General features: G+C 67.8%; 11 protein-coding genes. 5 read left to right on the forward strand and 6 right to left on the reverse strand.

All coding sequences use genetic code 11. The features are described 5' to 3' along the window. Positions 1-152: 152 nt before the first annotated feature. Positions 153-6,743 (reverse strand): response regulator, encoded by a 6,591-nt coding sequence (locus tag ACYOEI_RS18675; protein WP_462851060.1) that lies wholly within the window; start codon positions 6,741-6,743, stop codon positions 153-155. Between the two features lie 536 nt (positions 6,744-7,279). Here ACYOEI_RS18675 and ACYOEI_RS18680 point away from each other — a divergent pair. Beyond that, complete coding sequence (locus tag ACYOEI_RS18680) at positions 7,280-8,647, forward strand: AAA family ATPase (protein WP_462851061.1); 1,368 nt, start codon at positions 7,280-7,282, stop codon at positions 8,645-8,647. Continuing rightward, a complete protein-coding gene (locus tag ACYOEI_RS18685; protein WP_462851062.1) occupies positions 8,644-9,921 on the forward strand; it encodes a tetratricopeptide repeat protein in 1,278 nt (425 codons plus the stop codon). Before ACYOEI_RS18680 ends, ACYOEI_RS18685 begins: the two co-directional genes overlap by 4 nt. Positions 9,922-10,095: 174 nt before the next feature. Here the strand turns inward: ACYOEI_RS18685 and ACYOEI_RS18690 are convergent, their stop codons facing one another. Continuing rightward, positions 10,096-11,421: a protein kinase domain-containing protein gene (locus tag ACYOEI_RS18690; protein ID WP_462851063.1), complete on the reverse strand. Its 1,326-nt coding sequence runs from the start codon at positions 11,419-11,421 to the stop codon at positions 10,096-10,098. 199 nt (positions 11,422-11,620) lie between these two features. Here ACYOEI_RS18690 and ACYOEI_RS18695 point away from each other — a divergent pair, with 199 nt between their 5' ends. From ACYOEI_RS18695 to ACYOEI_RS18705, 3 genes are all read left to right on the forward strand, one after another. Continuing rightward, a complete protein-coding gene (locus ACYOEI_RS18695) occupies positions 11,621-12,544 on the forward strand; it encodes a pseudouridine-5'-phosphate glycosidase (protein WP_462851064.1) in 924 nt (307 codons plus the stop codon). Between the two features lie 238 nt (positions 12,545-12,782). After that, the gene (locus ACYOEI_RS18700) at positions 12,783-13,829 is read left to right on the forward strand and encodes a DUF1559 family PulG-like putative transporter (protein ID WP_462851065.1); all 1,047 of its coding nucleotides are present in this window, start codon (positions 12,783-12,785) and stop codon (positions 13,827-13,829) included. Between the two features lie 125 nt (positions 13,830-13,954). After that, a complete protein-coding gene (locus tag ACYOEI_RS18705; RefSeq protein ID WP_462851066.1) occupies positions 13,955-14,125 on the forward strand; it encodes a hypothetical protein in 171 nt (56 codons plus the stop codon). A 204-nt stretch (positions 14,126-14,329) separates the two neighbouring features. On the opposite strand, the gene ACYOEI_RS18710 is transcribed toward ACYOEI_RS18705, so the two are convergent. The 4 genes from ACYOEI_RS18710 to ACYOEI_RS18725 form a co-directional block, all read right to left on the reverse strand. Further along, a complete protein-coding gene (locus ACYOEI_RS18710) occupies positions 14,330-15,889 on the reverse strand; it encodes a hypothetical protein (protein WP_462851067.1) in 1,560 nt (519 codons plus the stop codon). Between the two features lie 59 nt (positions 15,890-15,948). Further along, entirely contained in the window at positions 15,949-17,319 is a 1,371-nt protein-coding gene (locus ACYOEI_RS18715) for a hypothetical protein (RefSeq protein WP_462851068.1), read from the reverse strand. 297 nt (positions 17,320-17,616) lie between these two features. Next, positions 17,617-18,105 carry a barstar family protein gene (locus tag ACYOEI_RS18720; protein WP_462851069.1) on the reverse strand — a complete coding sequence of 163 codons (489 nt, stop codon included), beginning with the start codon at positions 18,103-18,105 and terminating at the stop codon, positions 17,617-17,619. 5 nt (positions 18,106-18,110) lie between these two features. Beyond that, positions 18,111-18,752, reverse strand: coding sequence for a ribonuclease domain-containing protein (locus tag ACYOEI_RS18725; protein ID WP_462851070.1), 642 nt, complete (start codon positions 18,750-18,752; stop codon positions 18,111-18,113). Positions 18,753-18,797 lie beyond the last annotated feature (45 nt).

Raw genomic sequence — 18,797 nt, forward strand, 5'->3', positions numbered from 1 at the left:
CCGCTCGCCACTCGTGGGTCATTCCAGTGTAATGACCCGCAACGCGACGATTCTTTCCGCGGGACGCGAGGATTTTTGAGGCGGGCCCTCGCCGCCGAGGGCATCGTCGCCCCGGCGGACCTTGGTCCGGCTTCGCTCGCAACGGAGATGGGTCAAACGCGGGACTCGGAGCAGAGTCCCGCGATCACGCGGAAGAGGTCTTCGCGCTGGATCGGCTTGGAGACGTAACCGTCCATCCCCGCCTCGAGGCAGAGTTCGCGGTCGCCTTTCATGGCGTCGGCCGTCAATGCGACGATCGGTGTGTGCCTCCCGGCCTCGCGGTCCATCGCGCGGATCGCGGCGGTCGCTTCGAAGCCGTTCATCCGAGGCATGTGGACATCCATGAGCACCAGGTCGAAGGGCTGCTCGGCGACGCGGCCCACCGCCTCGGCGCCGTCGTTGGCGACGGTCACGAGGTAGCCGTGCTGTTGGAGGAGCCGGACCACGACCTTCTGGTTGACGGGGCTATCCTCGGCCAGCAAGATCCGCAAGCCCCGCGACCCTCCCGACGATCGGCGGGCGGGCCCTTTCGGGGCGGGCGGCGACCCGTTCGGCAACCGAAGGGCGACCCGGAGGGCCTCGCGAAGGTCCGACCTCATGACGGGCTTCTGGAGGAATCCGACGCCGGGCAGCCGGCCTCGGAGGGTGTCGCTGCCCCCGGCTGGGGTAAGTAGGATCAATCCGGTCTCGGCGAGCGAGCGTTCGCTACGGATCCGCGCGGCGAGTTCGCGGCCGTTGACACCCGGCAATGAGCCGTCGACGATCGCCACCGCGAAAGGCCGGCGCTGCTCGGCGGCCAGACTCAAGGTCGAGAGCGCCTGGGCCCCCCCCGGGGCCACCGACTGCCGCATGCCCCAATGGCTCAGGATCTCCGCGAGGAGCACCCGGTTGCTCTCGTTCTCGACCACCAGGAGGACGGGGAGTCCTCGGATCGACGAAGGCCAGGCCGGCTCGGTGCTCGCCGAGGAGACCTCAGCCTCGCCGAGCTTCGCCGTAAAGTGGAAGCGGCTCCCCCGGCCAACCTGGCTCTCCACCCAGATCCGCCCCCCCATCAGCCGGACGAGGTGGGCGGAGATCGTCAGGCCCAGCCCCGTCCCCCCGAATCGGCGGGTCGTCGAGCTATCGGCCTGGGTGAACGCGTCGAAGATGGCCCGTTGCTTGTCCGCCGGGATCCCGATCCCCGTGTCGCGCACGGTGACGTGGAGCGTCATCTCGCCGGCGAATCCATCCTCGAGCGCGACGTCGAGGAGCACCTCCCCACGCTCGGTGAACTTGACGGCGTTGCCGACCAGGTTCGTCACGACCTGGAGGATCCGGTTGGGGTCGCCCACCACCACGTCGGGGACCTCGGGCCGGATCCGGCAGGCCAGCTCCAGTCCTCGTTCGTAGGCGCGGTGGGCTTGCAGCTTCAGGGCCGCCCCCAGGGTCTCGCGGAGGTCGAACTCGACGGCGTCGAGCTGCATCTTCCCCGCCTCGATCTTCGAGAAGTCGAGGATGTCGTTGATGACGATGAGGAGCGAGTGTGCCGACGACTTGACCAGGTCCAGGTACTCGCGCTGCTCGCGAGTGAGCTCGGTCTCGAGGGTGAGCTCCGTCATGCCCATGATCCCGTTCATGGGCGTGCGGACCTCGTGGCTCATATTCGCGAGAAACTCGCTCTTAGCCCGGCTCGCCGCCTCGGCCACTTCTTTCGCACGGGCGAGCTCCTGGTTGGCCGCCTCGACTTGCCGAGTGCGCTGGGTGACCCGCTCTTCGAGCTGCGAGTTCAGGCGGTGGAGTGCGGCCTCGGCCTGCTTGCGATCGGCCACATCGAGCACGACGCCGACCGAACGTACCGGCTGCCCCGACTCGTCGCGGACGAGGGTGACGCTGACGTTCACCCAGGTGATCGAACCGTCCTTGCGGACGTAGCGCTTCTCGATGTGGTATTCGGACGTCTCCCCCCGGACCATCCTCTGGAACCCCTCGAAATCGCGCTCGCGATCCTCCGGGTGGGTGATCTCGCGGAACGACATGCTCAACAGTTCGTCGCGTGAGTAGCCGGTGATCGCGCAGAGGCGGTCGTTGGCGCGGAGGATCCGGCCGGTCGACGGTTCCGACTGGCCGATGCCCACCGCGGCCGACTCGAAGAACGCCCGGGATTGGGCCTCGCTGGCCCGGAGCGACTCCTCGACACGTTTTCTCTCGCGATTCTCTTCCTGGAGCTCGGCGTAGACGCGGGCACTTTCCAGCGAGATCGCGGCCTGGGTCGCCAGGACGTCCAGGACCGCCAACCGTCCGGGCGTGAAAGCATTCACCACCAGGTTGTTCTCGAGATAGAGGAGGCCCAACAACTTGGCTTGGCGGACGATCGGCAGGCATAGGACCGACTTCGGCCGGACTTGTCGGTCGGCGGGGTCGTCGCCGAAGAACGGGTTCGGGGCCCCGGCATCGGCGAGGATGACCCGCTCTCGAGTGCGCCGGACGTAGTTCAGGATCGACGCCGGCAGCAGGGAACGAGCCGGTTGCCCCTTCCGATCGATCCGGACAACCACCTCCCGCTCGGCCTGTTCGGCACTGGCCGTCAGCACGGGCTCTCCGTCGCGCAGGAGCATCAGGCCTCCGGTCTGCGCCCCGGCACACTCAATCACGTTGCGAAGCATCGTGTCGATCAACTCGTCGAGCACGATCCGGCCGGAGATCGCCTGGGAAGCCTTGAAGACGGCCAGCAGGTCGAGATGCTCGAAGCCGGCCCCGATGGCCGCGGAGCGGACCTCGGACGTCGGATCGACGAACCGAGGGTAGCGAGCGTCGAGTTGGGCCACCTTCTCAACGGCCCCCCAACGTGCGTAGCAGGCCCGGGCGTGTTGACGATAGGCATCGGCGGCGGTCCCGAGTCCCAGGGCCTCGTGGAACTCCGCGGCGCGTTCGTTCGCAATCCCCTCGATGTTCGCGAACCCCTGGCCCCTCGCCGACACGACCGCCCGCTCGTACAGCCGGATCGCGTCGATCTCTCGCCCCTGGATTCGCGCGATCTCCGCGGAGATCAACGCGGATCGAGACGCGAAATTCTCGGGCCCATGCGTCTCCCACTCTCGATACCGTTCCTGATAGCCGAGGAGCCGCTCGAGGGCGTCCTCTCGTTGGTCTGTCGGCAGGCGGTCGAAGGCCGCCGCGACCGACATGGCCGCATAAAAGCAATGCTCAGCCTGGAGGAGATCGATGCCGATCGCGCCGAGGCGATCCGCGTCGAGCGAGGCGGCGGCGGCCTGTTCGAAGTCTCCCGCCATGAATCGGACCAAGGTTTGATAGCTGAAAGCCACCAGAGGAGGGCGACCACTCGCCTCTGCTCCCCGTGGTCCCGGCTCAGCCCAGCTCCCATGAGATGCCGACTCTTTGATCGTGCAAATCCCGGGCCCGACCCCGCGGAGCCGCCGGATCAGCCGATCCATCTCGAGGACCGAACGGTGCATGGCCTCGTGCCGGGAACGTCGCGTGAGCAGAAGTTGACGCTCCGCCTCCTCGGCCACTCGGTCGAGTGGATCGCCCGCGAAGAGCCGGAACATCACCATCGCCTCGGCGCCGAAGCATGCGTGGTTCAGATCGCCGTATTCGATGGCCGCGTCGATGGCCGTTTGGACGAGCGGCAGGACATCGCGGATCGGCTCGATCAGGCCGTTGATGAACACCCCTGCCGTGTAGTAAGCGCTGGCCTTCCCCCTGGAGAAGCCTCGAGAATCGACCAGCTCCCTCGCCAGCGAGCCGAACCGTCGGGCGAGGTCCCAACGCCCGAAGAGCCTGCCGAGGGTGGCACCGAAGGTCACGTACCCGTGCGAGGATTGATCGGTGTTGCCGTGCCGCAGGCCCAAGGCGACGATCCGACAGCAGAGCAGGTCGTGCAGATTCGGGTCATCATAATAGGCCGAGGGGAGGGCGGCGGAGAGCAGGGCGACCGCCGACCGGTGGACCGGGTCGGCCATCACGGGGAGCCGTGCAAGCTCCTCGATGGGTTGTCCCCCCAGCTCTTCCCAGGTCTGCCACGCGGCTTCGCGGAGGGCATCGAGGCTCGACCCCGCGGGGAGGTCGACCCCGAAGAGCTCCGAGCATGCCGCCAGGGCGATGCCCACGGCCTTCCCGTAGTCGCCCCGATTGGTCTCGAGCTCGACCTGGATCCGGTAGGCTTCGGCCCGATGGACGGGCCCTTTCGCGTGCGTCGACAACAGGGCGATCAGTCCGACGGCCTCCTCGAACCGGGCGCACATCCACAGGCAACGGGCCCGCTCGAGGCCGATCGCGTAGGCCAGCTCGTAGTCCGTCCGCCAACCTTCCGGGGACAAGAGCTCCTGAGCAGCCGAGAGGTAGTCGGCCGCCGATTGATAGGCCGCGGAATCCTTGGCCCTCCGACCGGCCGCGAGATTGAGCTCGGCGGTGGCGACCCGCTCGGCGTTGTCCGCGATCAGGCCGACGCCGGCGTTCAGGTGGTTGACGACGTCGAACAGCCGTTCGCCGAGTTGGTCGGCGGGCGTCCCGTTGCGCAGGTTGCGGCCGATCATGAGGTGGAGGTGGGGCAAATCCTCCGGGGCGATGAGCGAGTAGGCCGCCTGCTGGACCCGGTCGTGGAGCCACCCGAGGGTCCCGGCTTCGTCGCCCCCCGGTTCATCCCAGGGGCTCGATGGCGCCGGGCCTCCCTCGCCGAAGCCGCGACCTGAGGCACCGACCGGGACGGACGCGAGCAACAATCCTTCGCGGAGCGCCGGGCGGAGCGACTCGGCGGTCTCCTCGGCCGGCCGCCCGGAGATCAACGCCAGGGTCTCCAGGTTGAAGGCATTCCCCAGGCAGGCCGCCACCTTCAACGCCTCGCGAGTCGGCAGGGCCAACCGGTTGATCCGCCCGACCATCAGCTCGACGACATTGTCGGTCACGTTCGCCGCCCGGATCCGCTCGACCTCCCACCGCCAGCCGCATTGCGGGTCGAACGTGAGCAGACCATCACGTCGTAACGTCTGCAAGAACTGATTGACGAAAAATGGGTTTCCCTCGGTCTTCTGAAGGATCAAGGCCGCCAAGGGCTCGGCGGACGTCGGCCCGCAGCCCAGGGTGTCGGCCACGAGCCGACGTAGTGAATCGCCATCGAGTGGGCGTAGCGTCACCTCGAGGACGGTGGCCGCTTCGCCGATCGCGTCTCGCAACGCCCGGAGGGGATGCCCGAGTCCGACTTCGTTGTCGCGGTAGGTCCCCACCAACATGAGGTGGCGCGGCCCGTCGCGAACAATCAGGTGCTCGATCAGCGAGAGCGTCGCAGCATCGGCCCACTGCAAGTCGTCGAGGAACAGCACCAGTGGGCACCCCGGTCGGGCGAAGACCCCGACGAACTGGTCGAACGCCCGGTTGAAGCGGTTCCTCGCCTCCAAAGGGGGGAGTTCCGGCACCGTCGGCGGCTTGCCGATGATCCATTCGACCTGGGGGATGATATCGACGATGACCTGACCGTGTCCGCCCAGGGCCTCGGCCAGCCGGCCGGACCAGAGCGCGACGTCCTCTTCCGAGCCGGAGACGACCTGCTGGACCAGGCCGCGGAACGCCTCGGCGATCGTCGCGTACGGGATCTCGCCGCGATACTGGTCGAACTTGCCCGCGATGAACGAACCCGGGAGGCGGGCGATCGACTCTTGCCACCCTCGGACCAGCGACGACTTGCCGATGCCCGAATACCCCGACACGAGCGCCAGAACGGGGCGGCCGGTGCGCGTCATCCGCTCGTACGCGTCGAGCAGCTCCCGGGACTCCCGCTGCCTCGCATAGAGATGACCCGGCTCGCGGAGCCGATCGGAGACATCGCGAGTGCCGAGCGTGAACGGCGGGATCGCCCCGGAGTCCTCCCAGGACACCCGGCAGCGTTCGAGGTCGAACCGGAGCCCCAGGGCCCCCTGGTAACGGTCCTCGGGGTCCTTGGCCAGGAGCCTCATGACGAGCTCGGCGAGGATCGGGGGGACGGCCGGGGCCGCCTCCGAGAGCGGGCGAGGGGGCTGGGCGACGTGGCAATGGACCCACTCGAGCGGGTCGCCCGCCCGGTACGGGAGGTCGCCCGACAGCATCTGGTAGAGCACCATCCCCAGGAGGTACAGGTCGGACCGGCCGTCGACCCGCCGACCCGTCCGCGAGGCCCGCTCGGGCGACAGGTACGCCCAATCCTGGACCGGCCCCCCGCGCGAAGCCTCCTCCTCCTCGAGGGCCTGGCTCATGTCGATCAGGCAGGCGCGAACCTCCCCCGGCGCGACGAGGATATTGGCGGGCCGGAGATCGTTGTGGACCCGGCGCGCCGCGTGGATCCCGGCGAGCGCACCCGCCAGGTCGGAGGCGACCCGCAAGCCGGTGAGGAAGCCCAGGGGCCCTTGGCCTTCGAGCGACTCGAGGGTCACACCCGGGAAATCCTCGAACACCATGACAGGCCCCGAAGGCCCTTCCACGAACCCCGACGGGGCGAGGACCCCGGGGATGTCCAGCGAGCGCAGGTCCGCGTACTCCCGCCGGAACCGGGCGACCCGAGCGGGGCCGGCGTCCGAGGCCACTTTCAGAAGGAGCGGGGTCGGGTCGTCCGGATGCGCCGCGCGAAAGAGGTCCCACTCGGGGGTCGAACCGATCCGATTGAGGATCCGATAACCCGCGATCACCATCGGGACCCCTGGTTGCAAGGTGCTACCCCGGCCGTTCGTTCGACATGCCACCGTGCAAGGGCTCGCCCCTACCAACGTCCGCTGATCTGGCCGGGACAGATCTCGGCCCTTGACCTTAGAGGCATCCGATGAAGTGTAGGTCAAATTAAGAAGAAAAAGCACCAGACCAAAGCCGAGCTCGACTCGATATCCTGGGGCGTTCGGGGAGGGCAGGGCGGAGTGGCCTCGCCGGGGGTCGCGGTTGTCGCAACATCCACCTTCGGTCTCGAGCCGGGAGCCTCGGAACGAAAGGGGCCGGTCCCAGACATGGGCTTTCGCGGCACGCTATGGACGGCCGAACAGACACTGTCGACCAGCCCGATAGCCGCCGGCCATAAACGTCTCTGTCAGGCGGAGTGATTGAGGTCGGAGCGAGGAAGGTGGTGGGAGAAACGGATGGGGCCGGAGAGATCACTTTCCGCGACACAAGAAACGTGTTTGCAATCCTGGCTCGATGGCGCGGGCCGCCTTGACGCCCAAACTCTCCTTCCGTTACGGTAAAGCCCCCTGCAGCCATCGATGCTCCTCCCGCAACCCAGGAGACCGCGGTGTCCGGTGATCGCGCCCTCGAGACCCTGCGGGAGGCGGTGCGCCTCTCTCCGGAAAACATCCCCCTGCGACGGCACCTGGCCGAGAGCTTGCTCGGGCTGGGTCGCGCCGACCTGGCCGAGGCCGAGTTCCGCGAAGCCCTCGCGCTGGCGCCCGACGACGTCGGGCTGAAGGTCGGGCTGGCCGGCGCCTTCCTCCACCAGGGGAAGAGCACCCTGGCGGTCGTCATCCTCGAGGATGTCGCCCGACGACCCGACGCCCCGGGACGCGCCAACGTCCTCTACGCCCGGCTGCTCTTCCACGCGGGAGACGTCCGCGAGGCCGTGAAGCAGTACCACCGAGGGATCGAGGCCGACCCCTCGGCGGTCGATTCCGAGCTGGCCGACCGGCTGGGGATCCGCACGGCCGAGGAGCCGCAAGGGGAGTTCGACCCCGAGACGAGCGAGGTGGCCGAAGGCCGCGTACGCGCGTCCTGGGACACCCCCGGCGACGGGCCTTCGGCCGAGATCGAGCGTCCGGAACTCGGCTTCGCCGACGTCGGCGGCATGGAGCCGCTCAAGGACGAGATCCGGATGAAGATCATCCATCCGCTGAACCACCCCGAGCTCTATCGGGCGTATGGCAAGGCGATCGGCGGCGGCATCCTCCTCTACGGGCCCCCGGGATGCGGCAAGACCTACCTCGCCCGCGCCACGGCCGGCGAGATCAACGCCGGGTTCCTCGCCGTCGGCATCGACGACGTGCTGGAGATGTGGATCGGCAACAGCGAGCGGAACCTGCACGCCCTGTTCGAGCAGGCGAGGCAGAACACCCCCTGCGTCCTCTTCTTCGACGAGGTCGACGCCCTGGCGGCGAGCCGGTCCGATATGAAGGCCAGCGGCGGCCGGCAACTGATCAACCAGTTCCTGGCCGAGCTCGACGGCATCGGCGCGAGGAACGACGGGGTCCTCATCCTGGCCGCGACCAACGCCCCCTGGCACCTCGACTCCGCCTTCCGGCGGCCGGGCCGGTTCGATCGCATCCTCTTCGTCCCGCCCCCGGACGCCCCCGCTCGCGCGGCGATCCTCCGGCTCCTCTGCCGAGGGAAGCCCGTGCAAGACATCGACTACGAGCAGCTCGCGAAGAAGACCGACCAGCTCTCGGGGGCCGACCTCAAGGCGGTCGTCGACCTCGCGGTCGAGGCCAAGCTCCGCGAGGCCATGAAGGCCGGCGTGCCTCGACCCTTGACGACCAAGGACCTGCTCGCCGCCGCGTCGACGGTCAAGCCCTCCACCCGGGAGTGGTTCTCGACCGCCCGCAACTACGCCCTCTACTCCAACCAAGGCGGGATCTACGACGAGATCCTGAAGCACCTGAAACTCGGATGAGCACAGCTTTCGAGCGAGGGTATCTCCTCTACAGCCAGAACCGCTACGACCTCGCCGACCGCGAATTCCGCCGGGAGTTGGCCGAGGACCCCGACAACCCGCTGGCGCACGCCTTCCTCGCGCTCTGCCTGACGGAGCGCGATCGGAAAGCCGAGGCCCTGAAGGAGGCCGACGAGGCCATCCGGCTCGGGGCCGACCAGGGATTCAACCACTACGTCCGCGGGCGCGTCCTCTGCGACCTCGACCGGTACAAGGAGGCGGAAGCCGCCACGCGCGAGGCGATCCAGCTCGACCCCGACGAGGCCGGTTACTTCGGCCAGCTCTCCAACATCGCCTTCCAGCGCCGGAACTGGACCGAGGCGCTCGAGGCCGCCGAGCAAGGCCTGGCCCTCGACCCCGAGAACAACGGCTGCATCAACCTCCGCGCCATGGCCCTGGTCCAGCTCGGTCGCAAGGACGAGGCGGCCCAGGCCCTCGGCTCGGCCCTCGCCGACGACCCCGAGAACGCCCTGACCCACGCCAACCAGGGCTGGGCCCTCTTGCACCAGGGCAACCACACCCTGGCACTCGAACACTTCCGCGAGGCGCTCCGGCTCGACCCCGAGCTCGAATGGGCGAGGGTCGGCATCGTCGAGTCCCTCAAGGCCCGGCACCTCGTCTACCGGATCATGCTCCGCTTCTTCCTCTGGATGGGAAGGCAAGGCCAGACGGCGCAGTGGGTCTTCGTCTTCGGCTTCGTCTTTGGACGGAGGCTGCTGAACGGGATCGCACGGGACAATCCCAAGCTGGCGCCGATCTTGATCCCGCTCTCGGCCCTACTCTTCGCCTTCCTGATCCTGACCTGGCTCTCGAGCCCCCTGTTCAACCTGCTCCTTCGATTCAACAAGTTCGGCAGGCTGGCCCTCTCGCGAGAGCAACGCGTCGAGTCGAATTGGATCGGCGCTTGCTTCGGGGTCGCCGTGTTCTGCTTCGTCGCCTACCTCATCTTCCGAGCACCCCAGGCTTCCGTAGGTATGGGCTATTTCGGCGTCCTGCTCATGCCGCTCGCCGTGACCTTCCAGCAAGACGAGGGTCGACCGCGACAGATCATGGCCGCCTGCACCGCCGTGATCGCGCTCCTGGGCCTCCCCGCCCTGAGCCTCGTCCTGCTCGGCAATGCCAGCCCGTGGAAGAACGAGCCGCTTGCGATAAGCCTCTTGGGGTACTTCTTCATCGGCGCGATCTTCTCGACCTGGATCCCCGCCCTAACCGGCCTCCGGTCGTCGTCGCGTTGAGCCGCTCGCTGGAGCGGTGAGCACTCGATTTGCGCCCGTCGATAATACAAGCCCGAAGCGCCAGCGAGTGAATCCCTCTCGCAGAAATTGAAGAGGATTCACTCGCTGGCGCTTCGGGCTTGTAAGAGCCCCTTCGGGAATCGCCTGAGGGGTGCGACCCAAGTGTGATTCGCTCTAGCAAAAGGGCCGCAACGCCTGTCGCATCGCCAGGGCGGTCGGGTATCGGTCGTTCGGGTCACGGGCCAGGCACTTCTTGAGGACGGCGGCGAGGCCGTTGGGGATGTCGGCTCGGCGGCTCTGGACCGGCACGGGGGGCTCTTCCAGGAGCGTCCGGATCAGGTCGCCGCCGTCGGCCACCTGGTCGTAGATGAATTGACTCGTGAGCAAGAAATAGAGCGTCGCCGCGGTCGCGTACAGGTCGCCCGAGGGGAGCACCGTCTTGAAGTCGAGCATCTGCTCCGGGGGCATGAACGGGACCGTCCCCCGCATCTCCCCCGAGAAGGTCAGGCCCGACAGCCCGAGCCCTCGGAAGCTCTTGGCGAGCCCGAAGTCGGAGATCTTGGCGACCAGGCCGCCGCGGTGCCGACCGATCAGGATGTTCTCGGGCTTGATATCGCGGTGGACGAAGCCCATCCGGTGCGCCTGCTCGAGCCCCTTGAGGATCTGGCAGACCATCCGGCACGCCTGGTTGATCGGGTAGCGACCCGGCTCGGCGTTCGCGAGCGCCTCCAGGTTCGAGCCGGCGACGTACTCCATGGCGAACCAGAACTGCCCTCGGGTCATCCCTTGCTCGAGCCACTCCACGATGTTCGGGTGCTTCAACTGGCTGATGACCGACATCTCGCGGAGGAACCGCTCGACCGCCGAGCGCGCGGCGGCCGATTCGGGGACGATCAGCTTGAGCGCGACCATCTTCCCCGTCTGGTTGTGCCGGGCCTGATACACGACCCCCATCGCCCCCCGGCCGAGCTCGCGGAGCGTCGTGTAGTGGGGGACCGGCTGCGGAAGCGAGGTCGCCTCGGACTTGCAGAGATCGCAGAGCCAGTCGACCGGCTCGCCGACCTCGGGGTTCGTGCCGCAGACGATGTCGATCCCCGCAGGCGCGAGCATCCCGCAGCTCGAACACTTGATCGTCGCGACGGGGACGACCTGGATCGTCTCCGTCCGGCGCTCCGCCGTCTCGTCCGAGGCGTTGTTGGCCGACGCCTCCACCCGGACCCGGAAGATGCTCTGCCCGGCCGCGATCCGGTCGCCCGAATTGAGTCGGGCCCGGTCGATCCGCCGCTCGTTGACGTACGTCCCGTTCGTGCTGCCGAGGTCGCGGATCTCGCAACGGGGCGGGTTGATCTCGATCAGGAAATGATCGCGAGAAAGCGCCGAGTCCTCGGGCATCGGACAATGGACGAAGCGCGACCGCCCCACGATGAACGTGTCGTGCCGGTCGAAGACGAACGTGCGGCCCTGGCGAGGGCCTTGAAGGACATCCAGGATTACTCGCATTGTCCAGATCGTCGGGTCCCCGCGCGAAGCCTTCGCCGCATTATACGCGATCATGTACGACCTTCGGCGTCAAAAGTGCCACTTCCCCTCGCAAAATCCCCCTCCAGGCGACGATTTCTTGACGGCAAAACCGTCGCATCCGACGATGTCGTCCCTCTCGCATGGATCGAAAATCCGCCGAACTCCCGAGGTCAGAACGATGGGACCCTTCTATGAGATCGCCCCGGACGTTGGCGACGCCCTGGCCCGCGGAGACGCGGTGGTCGCCCTGGAGTCGACCCTCGTGGCGCAAGGGTTGCCCTGGCCCGACAACCTGGAGACGGCCCGAGAGTCCGAAGACGCCGTCCGCCTCGGAGGGGCGACCCCCGCGACGATCGCCGTGCTCGACGGCCGGATCCGCATCGGCCTCTCGGCCTCGGAGCTCGAGCGCCTGGCTCACGAAGGGAACTTCCTCAAAGCCGGGCGCCGCGACCTGGGGATGGCCGTCGCGCGTAGGATCGACGCCGCCACGACCGTCTCGGCGACGCTCTGGATCGCCCGGAGCCGGGGGATCGGCGTGATGGCGACCGGCGGCCTGGGGGGCGTCCACCGCGACGCGGCCACGACCTTCGACATCTCGAATGACCTCGACGAGCTCGCCCGAGCCGACGGGGCCCTCGTGGTCTGCTCCGGCGTCAAGTCGATCCTCGACATCCCCGCGACCCTCGACGCCCTGGAAACCCGCGGCGTGCCCGTCGTCGGATACCGGACCGACGAGATGCCCGCGTTCCTGACCCGGTCGTGCGGCCTCCCCCTCGAAGCACGCGTCGACTCCCCCGACGAGGCCGCCTCCCTCGTCCAGGCCCACCGAAACCTCAAGCTCCCCGGCGCGATCGTCCTCGCCCAGCCCGTCCCCGATCCCGTCGCCCTCGACCCCGAACTCATGCAAACCGCCATCGATGTCGCACTCGAGGACGCCCGCGCCCAAAGCATCACCGGCAAGGCGGTCACCCCCTTCCTCCTCGGTCGGATCCGCCAGGCCACCGGCGGCCGCGCCCTGATCGCCAACCGATCCCTGATCGTCGCCAACGCACGGCTCGCGGGCGAGGTTGCCGCCTCGCTCGCCGCTCGAACAGACGGGTAATCCCGACGTGTCTCCAGGGATACGGGGGAGGATTCACCACAAAGGCACGAAGGGCACAAAGAGGAATTCAAAAATAATTAAAAATCAACTGCTTTCTCGTTACTATTTATACCCCTTGTGCTTTTGCGGTGAATCCTCCCCGGATTGACGAACACAGCCCCTCATCCTACAATTGTCATAATATTCGATTGCTTCTCCGAAGCAAGGTTGTCCGCTCACGCTGTTCGAGGAGCCGACGATGACGACATCCCCCCCGATCCGGACGTCCTCGCGTGCGTTCACGTTGATCGAGCTGATGGTCGTCATCGCGATCATCGGGCTGTTGCTCGGCTTGCTGTTGCCCGCCGTCCAGTCGGCGCGCGAGGCGTCGAGGCGCGTGCAGTGCGTCAACAACCTCAAGCAGCTCGGGCTCGGGGTCCAGGGCTATCACGACGTTTATCAGTCGTTACCCCCCGCAGCCTCGACGGGAGGGGTCGGCTCGAACAACTTCAGCATGAAGGTCCGAATCCTACCCTTCCTGGAGCAGGCCGCCCTCTATCATTCGATCAACATGTCGTTCTTTCAGGAAGCGACGACGAACGCGACGAACCTGACCACGATCATTGCCACCTTCCTTTGTCCGTCGGACGGCAACGTGCCGTGCGGGATGCAGGAGGTGACCGGCGCCGGCCAGCGTCAGATCGGCTACACGAGCTACCCCAACAACCTCGGCACGACCCCGACCAACCGCGGCGGGCGGTTCGACGGCCCGGCCTACTTCATGGGTGCCGCGAATGTGGCGAGCGTTGCGGGCCTCGCGACCACCGTCAGCTTCGCGGACGTCACCGACGGGATCTCCAACACGGCCCTCTGGTCCGAGATGGTCCGAGGCCGGAACGGGACCACGTCCAGCGGCCCGAACCAGGTCTACCGGATGCCCATGCCGGCGCCGGCCAAGGACGTCATCGTCCCCCTCGCCACCTTCCGGAACGCCTGCCAGTCGAGCCGGACGCTTGCCGACTTCGACCACAAGGGCCAGATCTGGGGCACGGACTACGCCGCCCAGGGGGGAGGCTACTCCCACATCATGACGCCAAACCAGAACGCGTGCATGTTCAAGGGCGAGACCCAACCCGTCGAGTATTCCACGGTCTGCGTCGGGGCCAGTTCCTTCCATCCGGGGGGCGTGAATCTCGGACTCATGGATGGCTCGGTCCGCTTCATCACCGACCGCATCGAACCGGAACGATGGTGGGGCGTCAGCACCATCGCCGGCGGCGAGGTCCTCAGTTACGACACCGACTGACTCCCCGAGCCAACCAAACCCAGGGTCCCCCCCGCCCTCGGTTACGACCACATCCAAGATCGTCGGGGCCTCGCCCACGACTGGCGAGCCGAGCTCGCCGGCTGACCGACCGCCAGAACCCGGACGTGAGCTGGACCAACCCCGCCGAATCCCCCGACCCCAACAGCCGTTCCCCGGTCATCGTGACCAGCTACGCCCTCCTGACCCTCCACCAGCTCGGCGCCCCGAAACCGGCCCCGCCTCCCCCGACCACGGCCGGCAAGTTCGCCAGCGCCTCCTCACCCGTCGGGCGATGAAAGGGCCGGCCGAGGGACGGCTTCCGCTCCCAGCGGGCCGAAGCGGCTCCCAAGCGGCCGGACATCGTTACGCGGAGGCAAAAAACCAACAATTCAACATAATTTATTGACGAAACATCCTCGGATCGTCCAGGCATTCGCGATGATCTTGCGATACCCGAGTAAGAGACATTTACCTTGCGTCACACGCGGATTCCAGGCCCCTCATCGGCGAGGGGCGTTCGCGCTGGGCTTGGTCGTGATGGGGCCGAGCTGGACGGTCTTGATGATGGCCTCGACCTCGGCGCGGAAGGGGGAGGGGGGGTCCTGGATGGTGGAGCTCTCGACGACGATGCTGTCGTCACGGCCGAACAGGACGAGATAGTTGTCGTCGTGGATGCGAGCGTCGCGCTTGGAGGCGGCGCCGGCGCCGCGGAGCGCCAGGCTCATCCGGTAGACCTTCATCTTGGACGGGGCCCAATCGGCGTCGGGGAGCCAGCCGGCGGGCCCTCGGAGGATGTCGTAGGACTTCCAACGTTCCTCGATGGTCTTGGCGAGGAAGTCGGGGTTGCGATTCTGCTTGTCGGCGACGGTGTCGCCGGTGCGGTGCTGTCGGAGGAGGACGACCCGATCGGGGCCGGCCGCCGACCGGTTCCTGAGCAGCTCGACCATATCGTCGTTAGTTTGCGGGCCGAGCCGGAGGTCTTGCGGGTGGCGGAAGTGGAAGGCCCCTTGGGGGTCGTCGTAGGTTAGCCACGAGTTCTCCTCGGTGGGCGTCGGCGGGGTGTCGGGGATCGCGAGCGGGGCAGCCGAGGGGGCGAGTTGGCGGGCGAGGAACACCTCCCTCGTGGTGTACTTCTTGAAGCGGCCCTGGCTCTCGGGCAGGGGGGTCGCCACCGAGGTCGCCATCCGGAGCTCGGTGATCGCCCCGAGGGCGAGCTGGGGCTTGCCGGCGTCGCGGGGCTTGACCTCTTCCCCTTCGGCGGGCGGGGCCGGCGGGGCGAAGGTGAAGACGATCCGGGCGTTCACGCCGGTGTCGCCCACCGAGAGGGTCGCATGGCCGTTGATGGTCATGATCGCCTCCCAGTCGGTCCCCTTGGCCGCCTGGTGGATCCCCTCGAGCTGCGCCACGAGCGAGGTGCCCCGATTCCCGACCTCGCCCAGGAGCGCCCGAGCGGCCGGCCTCGACAGGCTCCATCGGTCGCCGATCCGGATCGGGAGCATCGGCAAGACCGCGACCAGGTTGGGCATGAAGACGTGACGACTCGTGTAGGTCGCCTCTTCCTCCCTCAGCCCCCGCCCCTCGGTAAGGCTCAGGATCCGGGGGTCTCCGTCGGGATTCGACTGATACCAGAGGGTCAGCCCCTCGAGCGGGCGGTTGCCCTTGCGTTTGGGCATGGGGTCGGGATTCAGGCGGAGGGCCTCGTAACTCCGGATCGCGGCCTGGACCACGCCGCCGCCCCCGATCTTCGCCGCGCGCTCGGCGTAGATCGTTTGGGCCGAGAACTCGCTCTGTTCGGGCGCCCCCTGAGGCCGCTCGGTCCGGACCTTGATCGTGTCGCGGATGGCCACGCGATACTGGCCGATGGCCTCGGGCTTCGTCAGGTCGTCGGTCCCGTAACGCTCGACGAACTGGAACCGCATGGCGAGGTCGGTCCCGGGAGACTGGGGCCCTTCGGCCTTCGCCTCGGCAGGACCCTGGGCCCCGGCGGGGGTCGGGCTGCCCCCCAAGGCCAACGTGAGCCCCACACCGAACGTCACGACCCGGATTCGGTCCCGCCACATGTTCGTACGCCTCCTGGATGCGCGGCTGAGGTCTAGGGGGATTTGGCGAGGGCTCAAGGTCAAGGCTTCGGGGACGTCGCGTCGGCGTCCTTCCAGCGCAGCGAGCCGATCACGCGAAGATCCTGGTCGCCGAAGGCCTTGGCCTGGTCTTCGGTCAGGGTGAACGTGGCGAGCAACTGGTCTCCCTCGGGGCTGGCCACAAGGTAATAGTCCCAGATCACCCCGAGCTCGCCCTCGTGGCCCCGGGCCCCCACCTTGTATCGGAAGCCCCCCGCCGGGTCGCCGTCGACCTCGCCGACGCCGACGAATTCCGAGAACCGCTTCCCGAGCGCGCGGCGGAGGTCGGAGCGGAACTGTTCGAGGTCCTGGTGCCGGCCTTTCCCCGCGTTCGGCCCAAGCGCGAGGTTGCACTGGGCCACGACGGCCCCCTGGTCGAGGCGTTTCAAGACCGTCTGCCGGCTGTCATCCCAGTAGGTATGCCAGTCCCGGTCGTGCCGCACGGTGTACTTGCCGTTCGGCGAGATCAACACAAGGAGCTCGAGCGAAGGGTCGGGGTCGGTCGCGACACCGGCCAGGGCCTTGTCCGTGAGAGCGTCCGGCATGGCGACCGGGTCGCGGGTCACGGTCAGGGTGCTCTTCATGTCCAAACCCGCCTCGACCGGACCGGGCTTGCGAGCCTCCTGGCGATCGAGGGTCAGCGAGGAGATTCGGCCGGCCTTGCGGTCGAACGTGAACGTCCCCTTGCAAGTCATGCTCCCCTCGCCGCCGAGCGCCGCGCCCCGGATCTCGCCCTCGAGCCGGACCTTGGCCGAGGCCTCATCGATCGACTCTAAGGTCGCCTCGAGCAGGTTGACGGCGAGGGCATCGTAGGCGCTCAGGGCCCTCGCGGCCTCGTCGCCGACGCGCCAGGTGCTCCCCTTCGTGACCCGTTTGAGGGGCAGGAGGGCCGCGAGGGTCAAGGGGTCGCCGGGTCCTTGCACGAGCTCGAGCTCGCCTCGGGTGAGCGGCCCGCCCGGGCTGAACACGAAGACGCCCTTGCCCCTCGGCTCGGCGACGAGCCGCATGACCTCGGGCCGGAGCACCGCTCCCGTCGGGCGGATCTCCCCGTTGATCGCCGAGGCCGCCTGGACCACCTGGCGGACCGCCCGGGACGCCCGGCCATCCTCGTCGACCTTGACGACCCGCTCGGCGAAGTCGAACCGCGTCTCGACCTTCAGGGAGAGGGGCTTCGGCTTCTCGGCCTTGGGCGAGGCGCCGGGTGGCGGGGCCGGCTGGTACTGCCCTTGGGCTTTCAAGGCGATGCGCACCCGCGTCGCCTCGGTCGGCCGGGCCGACTCGCGCAACGACGTCGGGGCCTCCGCCCCCAGGGCTGTCGTCGCGATCGCGAGGGCCGCTATCCCCCGCCAGCACCCCTTGAGGAAATCAGCCATCCTTGAGCTCCTCGAAGTCAGCCTCACGCCCGAGCGGGCCGCCCCGCCGGCCCCGAACGCCAAGGCGTCTCGCAACATGGTGACGGGCGAGTGATTGGGCGAGCGGGCCCCTTCGGGATACCCCCAAGACTCTAGTGTGTCCGCGACGGGCCTGTCAATTCCGCAAAGCCCCAGGGGCAGAGCGGTTCCCTCGCCGCTGGCCAGGCCGGCCAGCCGCGCCGAACAGCATCAACAATGCATACGTTGATCACAAGGTCTCGCTCGAGGGAACCGCCCCGCGATCATCTCGGTTTCGACTCAGGAGCCCCCGATCGCCTGGAGTCGTCGCGAGAGGGTCGACTGGTGCGTCGCCGTGCAGTGGACGAGGACCCGGAGTCGGTGCGGAGGCTTCGAGAGCCAGCCCTCGCCGCGGACTGGTTCCTGGGCCGCGTCTTCGAGGATTTTCAGGAAGATTCCTAGGTCCTCGGAAGGCTCCTGGTCGAGGAGAGCCTCGGCGTTGGCGATGAGGAGGAGGACGACGTCGGCGGACAGCCAGTCGAGGTCGTGGATGCACTCATCGAACGCGTCCCAGTTTTCGCCGAAATAGAAGGGGAACTGGAGCGCCGCGGCAACCTCGTCGAACAGGGCGGGGGTCGTCCGCGCCTTGGTCCCCCGGATCACCCGGGCCACCACGCGGGGAGGGCCGGGGCGCTCGAGGGATGTGGCGAGGTCGCAGAGGTCCGACTCGCTCGTCGTGAGCCGGTGCATCCAGGGGCTGTCGGGGCGGAGCAGACGCTCGAGGTCCATCGGTTTCAGCGGACTCGCAGGAAGGTTCGGTAGTGGTCCTTGGTGTAGTACGCGCTCCCGTCCGAGCCCGTGACGAGGCGCTCCGCGCCCCGGTTCTGGCCCCGGACCTTCGGGTTGACGTCCCACTCTCGGTAGCGGATCGAAATTCCGTCCGCCCCTCTCAAGGGTAGGTCACGCGACCGGTTCTCGTACGTCCGCCCCCCGACATAGCCGCGCATCGGCTCGTCGTTCTCGCGGAGATAGTCCAGGATCGCGTCGACCTTCGCGGCGACCCTGGGCGAGAGCTCGGCGGTCGAATAGACCGGGGCAGAGGCCCGTGTCTTCGCCTTCTCGCGGGCCTTCGGCCGGCCATCGCCGGCCTCGACCTCGCGCTCCCGGGGTTTGGACGTGGCCGACGATGGTGTGTCGGCCTCGGTGCCGCGAGTCTTCGACGGCCCTCGGGCCAATCCGGTGCGGTCCCGGTCGCCAGCCTCGCCCGGCCCCATATCCGGGTCGAGCGAATCTTCTTCATGGATCCGAGGTGCGACTCGCTCGAGGACGGCCGTGGGAGTCCCGTCCGGCCCTTTGTCGGCGCTCCAGGCCATCAGGCCGCCGATGACGAAGATCGCCAGCGCCGCGAACGCCTTAAGTTCCTTGTCTCGGGACATGACTTCGAATCGACCCCCGTGGCTTTGGTTCACGTGGCGGAGCCG

The organism is Singulisphaera rosea (assembly GCF_054877945.1).

What these genes read in the sequence shown, in the direction of transcription:
- ACYOEI_RS18695 (WP_462851064.1), top strand. Translation starts at nt 11,621, where the DNA reads ATGGGACCCTTCTATGAGATCGCCCCGGACGTTGGCGACGCCCTGGCC.
- ACYOEI_RS18725 (WP_462851070.1), bottom strand. Translation starts at nt 18,752, where the DNA reads ATGTCCCGAGACAAGGAACTTAAGGCGTTCGCGGCGCTGGCGATCTTC.
- ACYOEI_RS18720 (WP_462851069.1), bottom strand. Translation starts at nt 18,105, where the DNA reads ATGGACCTCGAGCGTCTGCTCCGCCCCGACAGCCCCTGGATGCACCGG.
- ACYOEI_RS18700 (WP_462851065.1), top strand. Translation starts at nt 12,783, where the DNA reads ATGACGACATCCCCCCCGATCCGGACGTCCTCGCGTGCGTTCACGTTG.
- ACYOEI_RS18710 (WP_462851067.1), bottom strand. Translation starts at nt 15,889, where the DNA reads ATGTGGCGGGACCGAATCCGGGTCGTGACGTTCGGTGTGGGGCTCACG.
- ACYOEI_RS18715 (WP_462851068.1), bottom strand. Translation starts at nt 17,319, where the DNA reads ATGGCTGATTTCCTCAAGGGGTGCTGGCGGGGGATAGCGGCCCTCGCG.
- ACYOEI_RS18690 (WP_462851063.1), bottom strand. Translation starts at nt 11,421, where the DNA reads ATGCGAGTAATCCTGGATGTCCTTCAAGGCCCTCGCCAGGGCCGCACG.
- ACYOEI_RS18685 (WP_462851062.1), top strand. Translation starts at nt 8,644, where the DNA reads ATGAGCACAGCTTTCGAGCGAGGGTATCTCCTCTACAGCCAGAACCGC.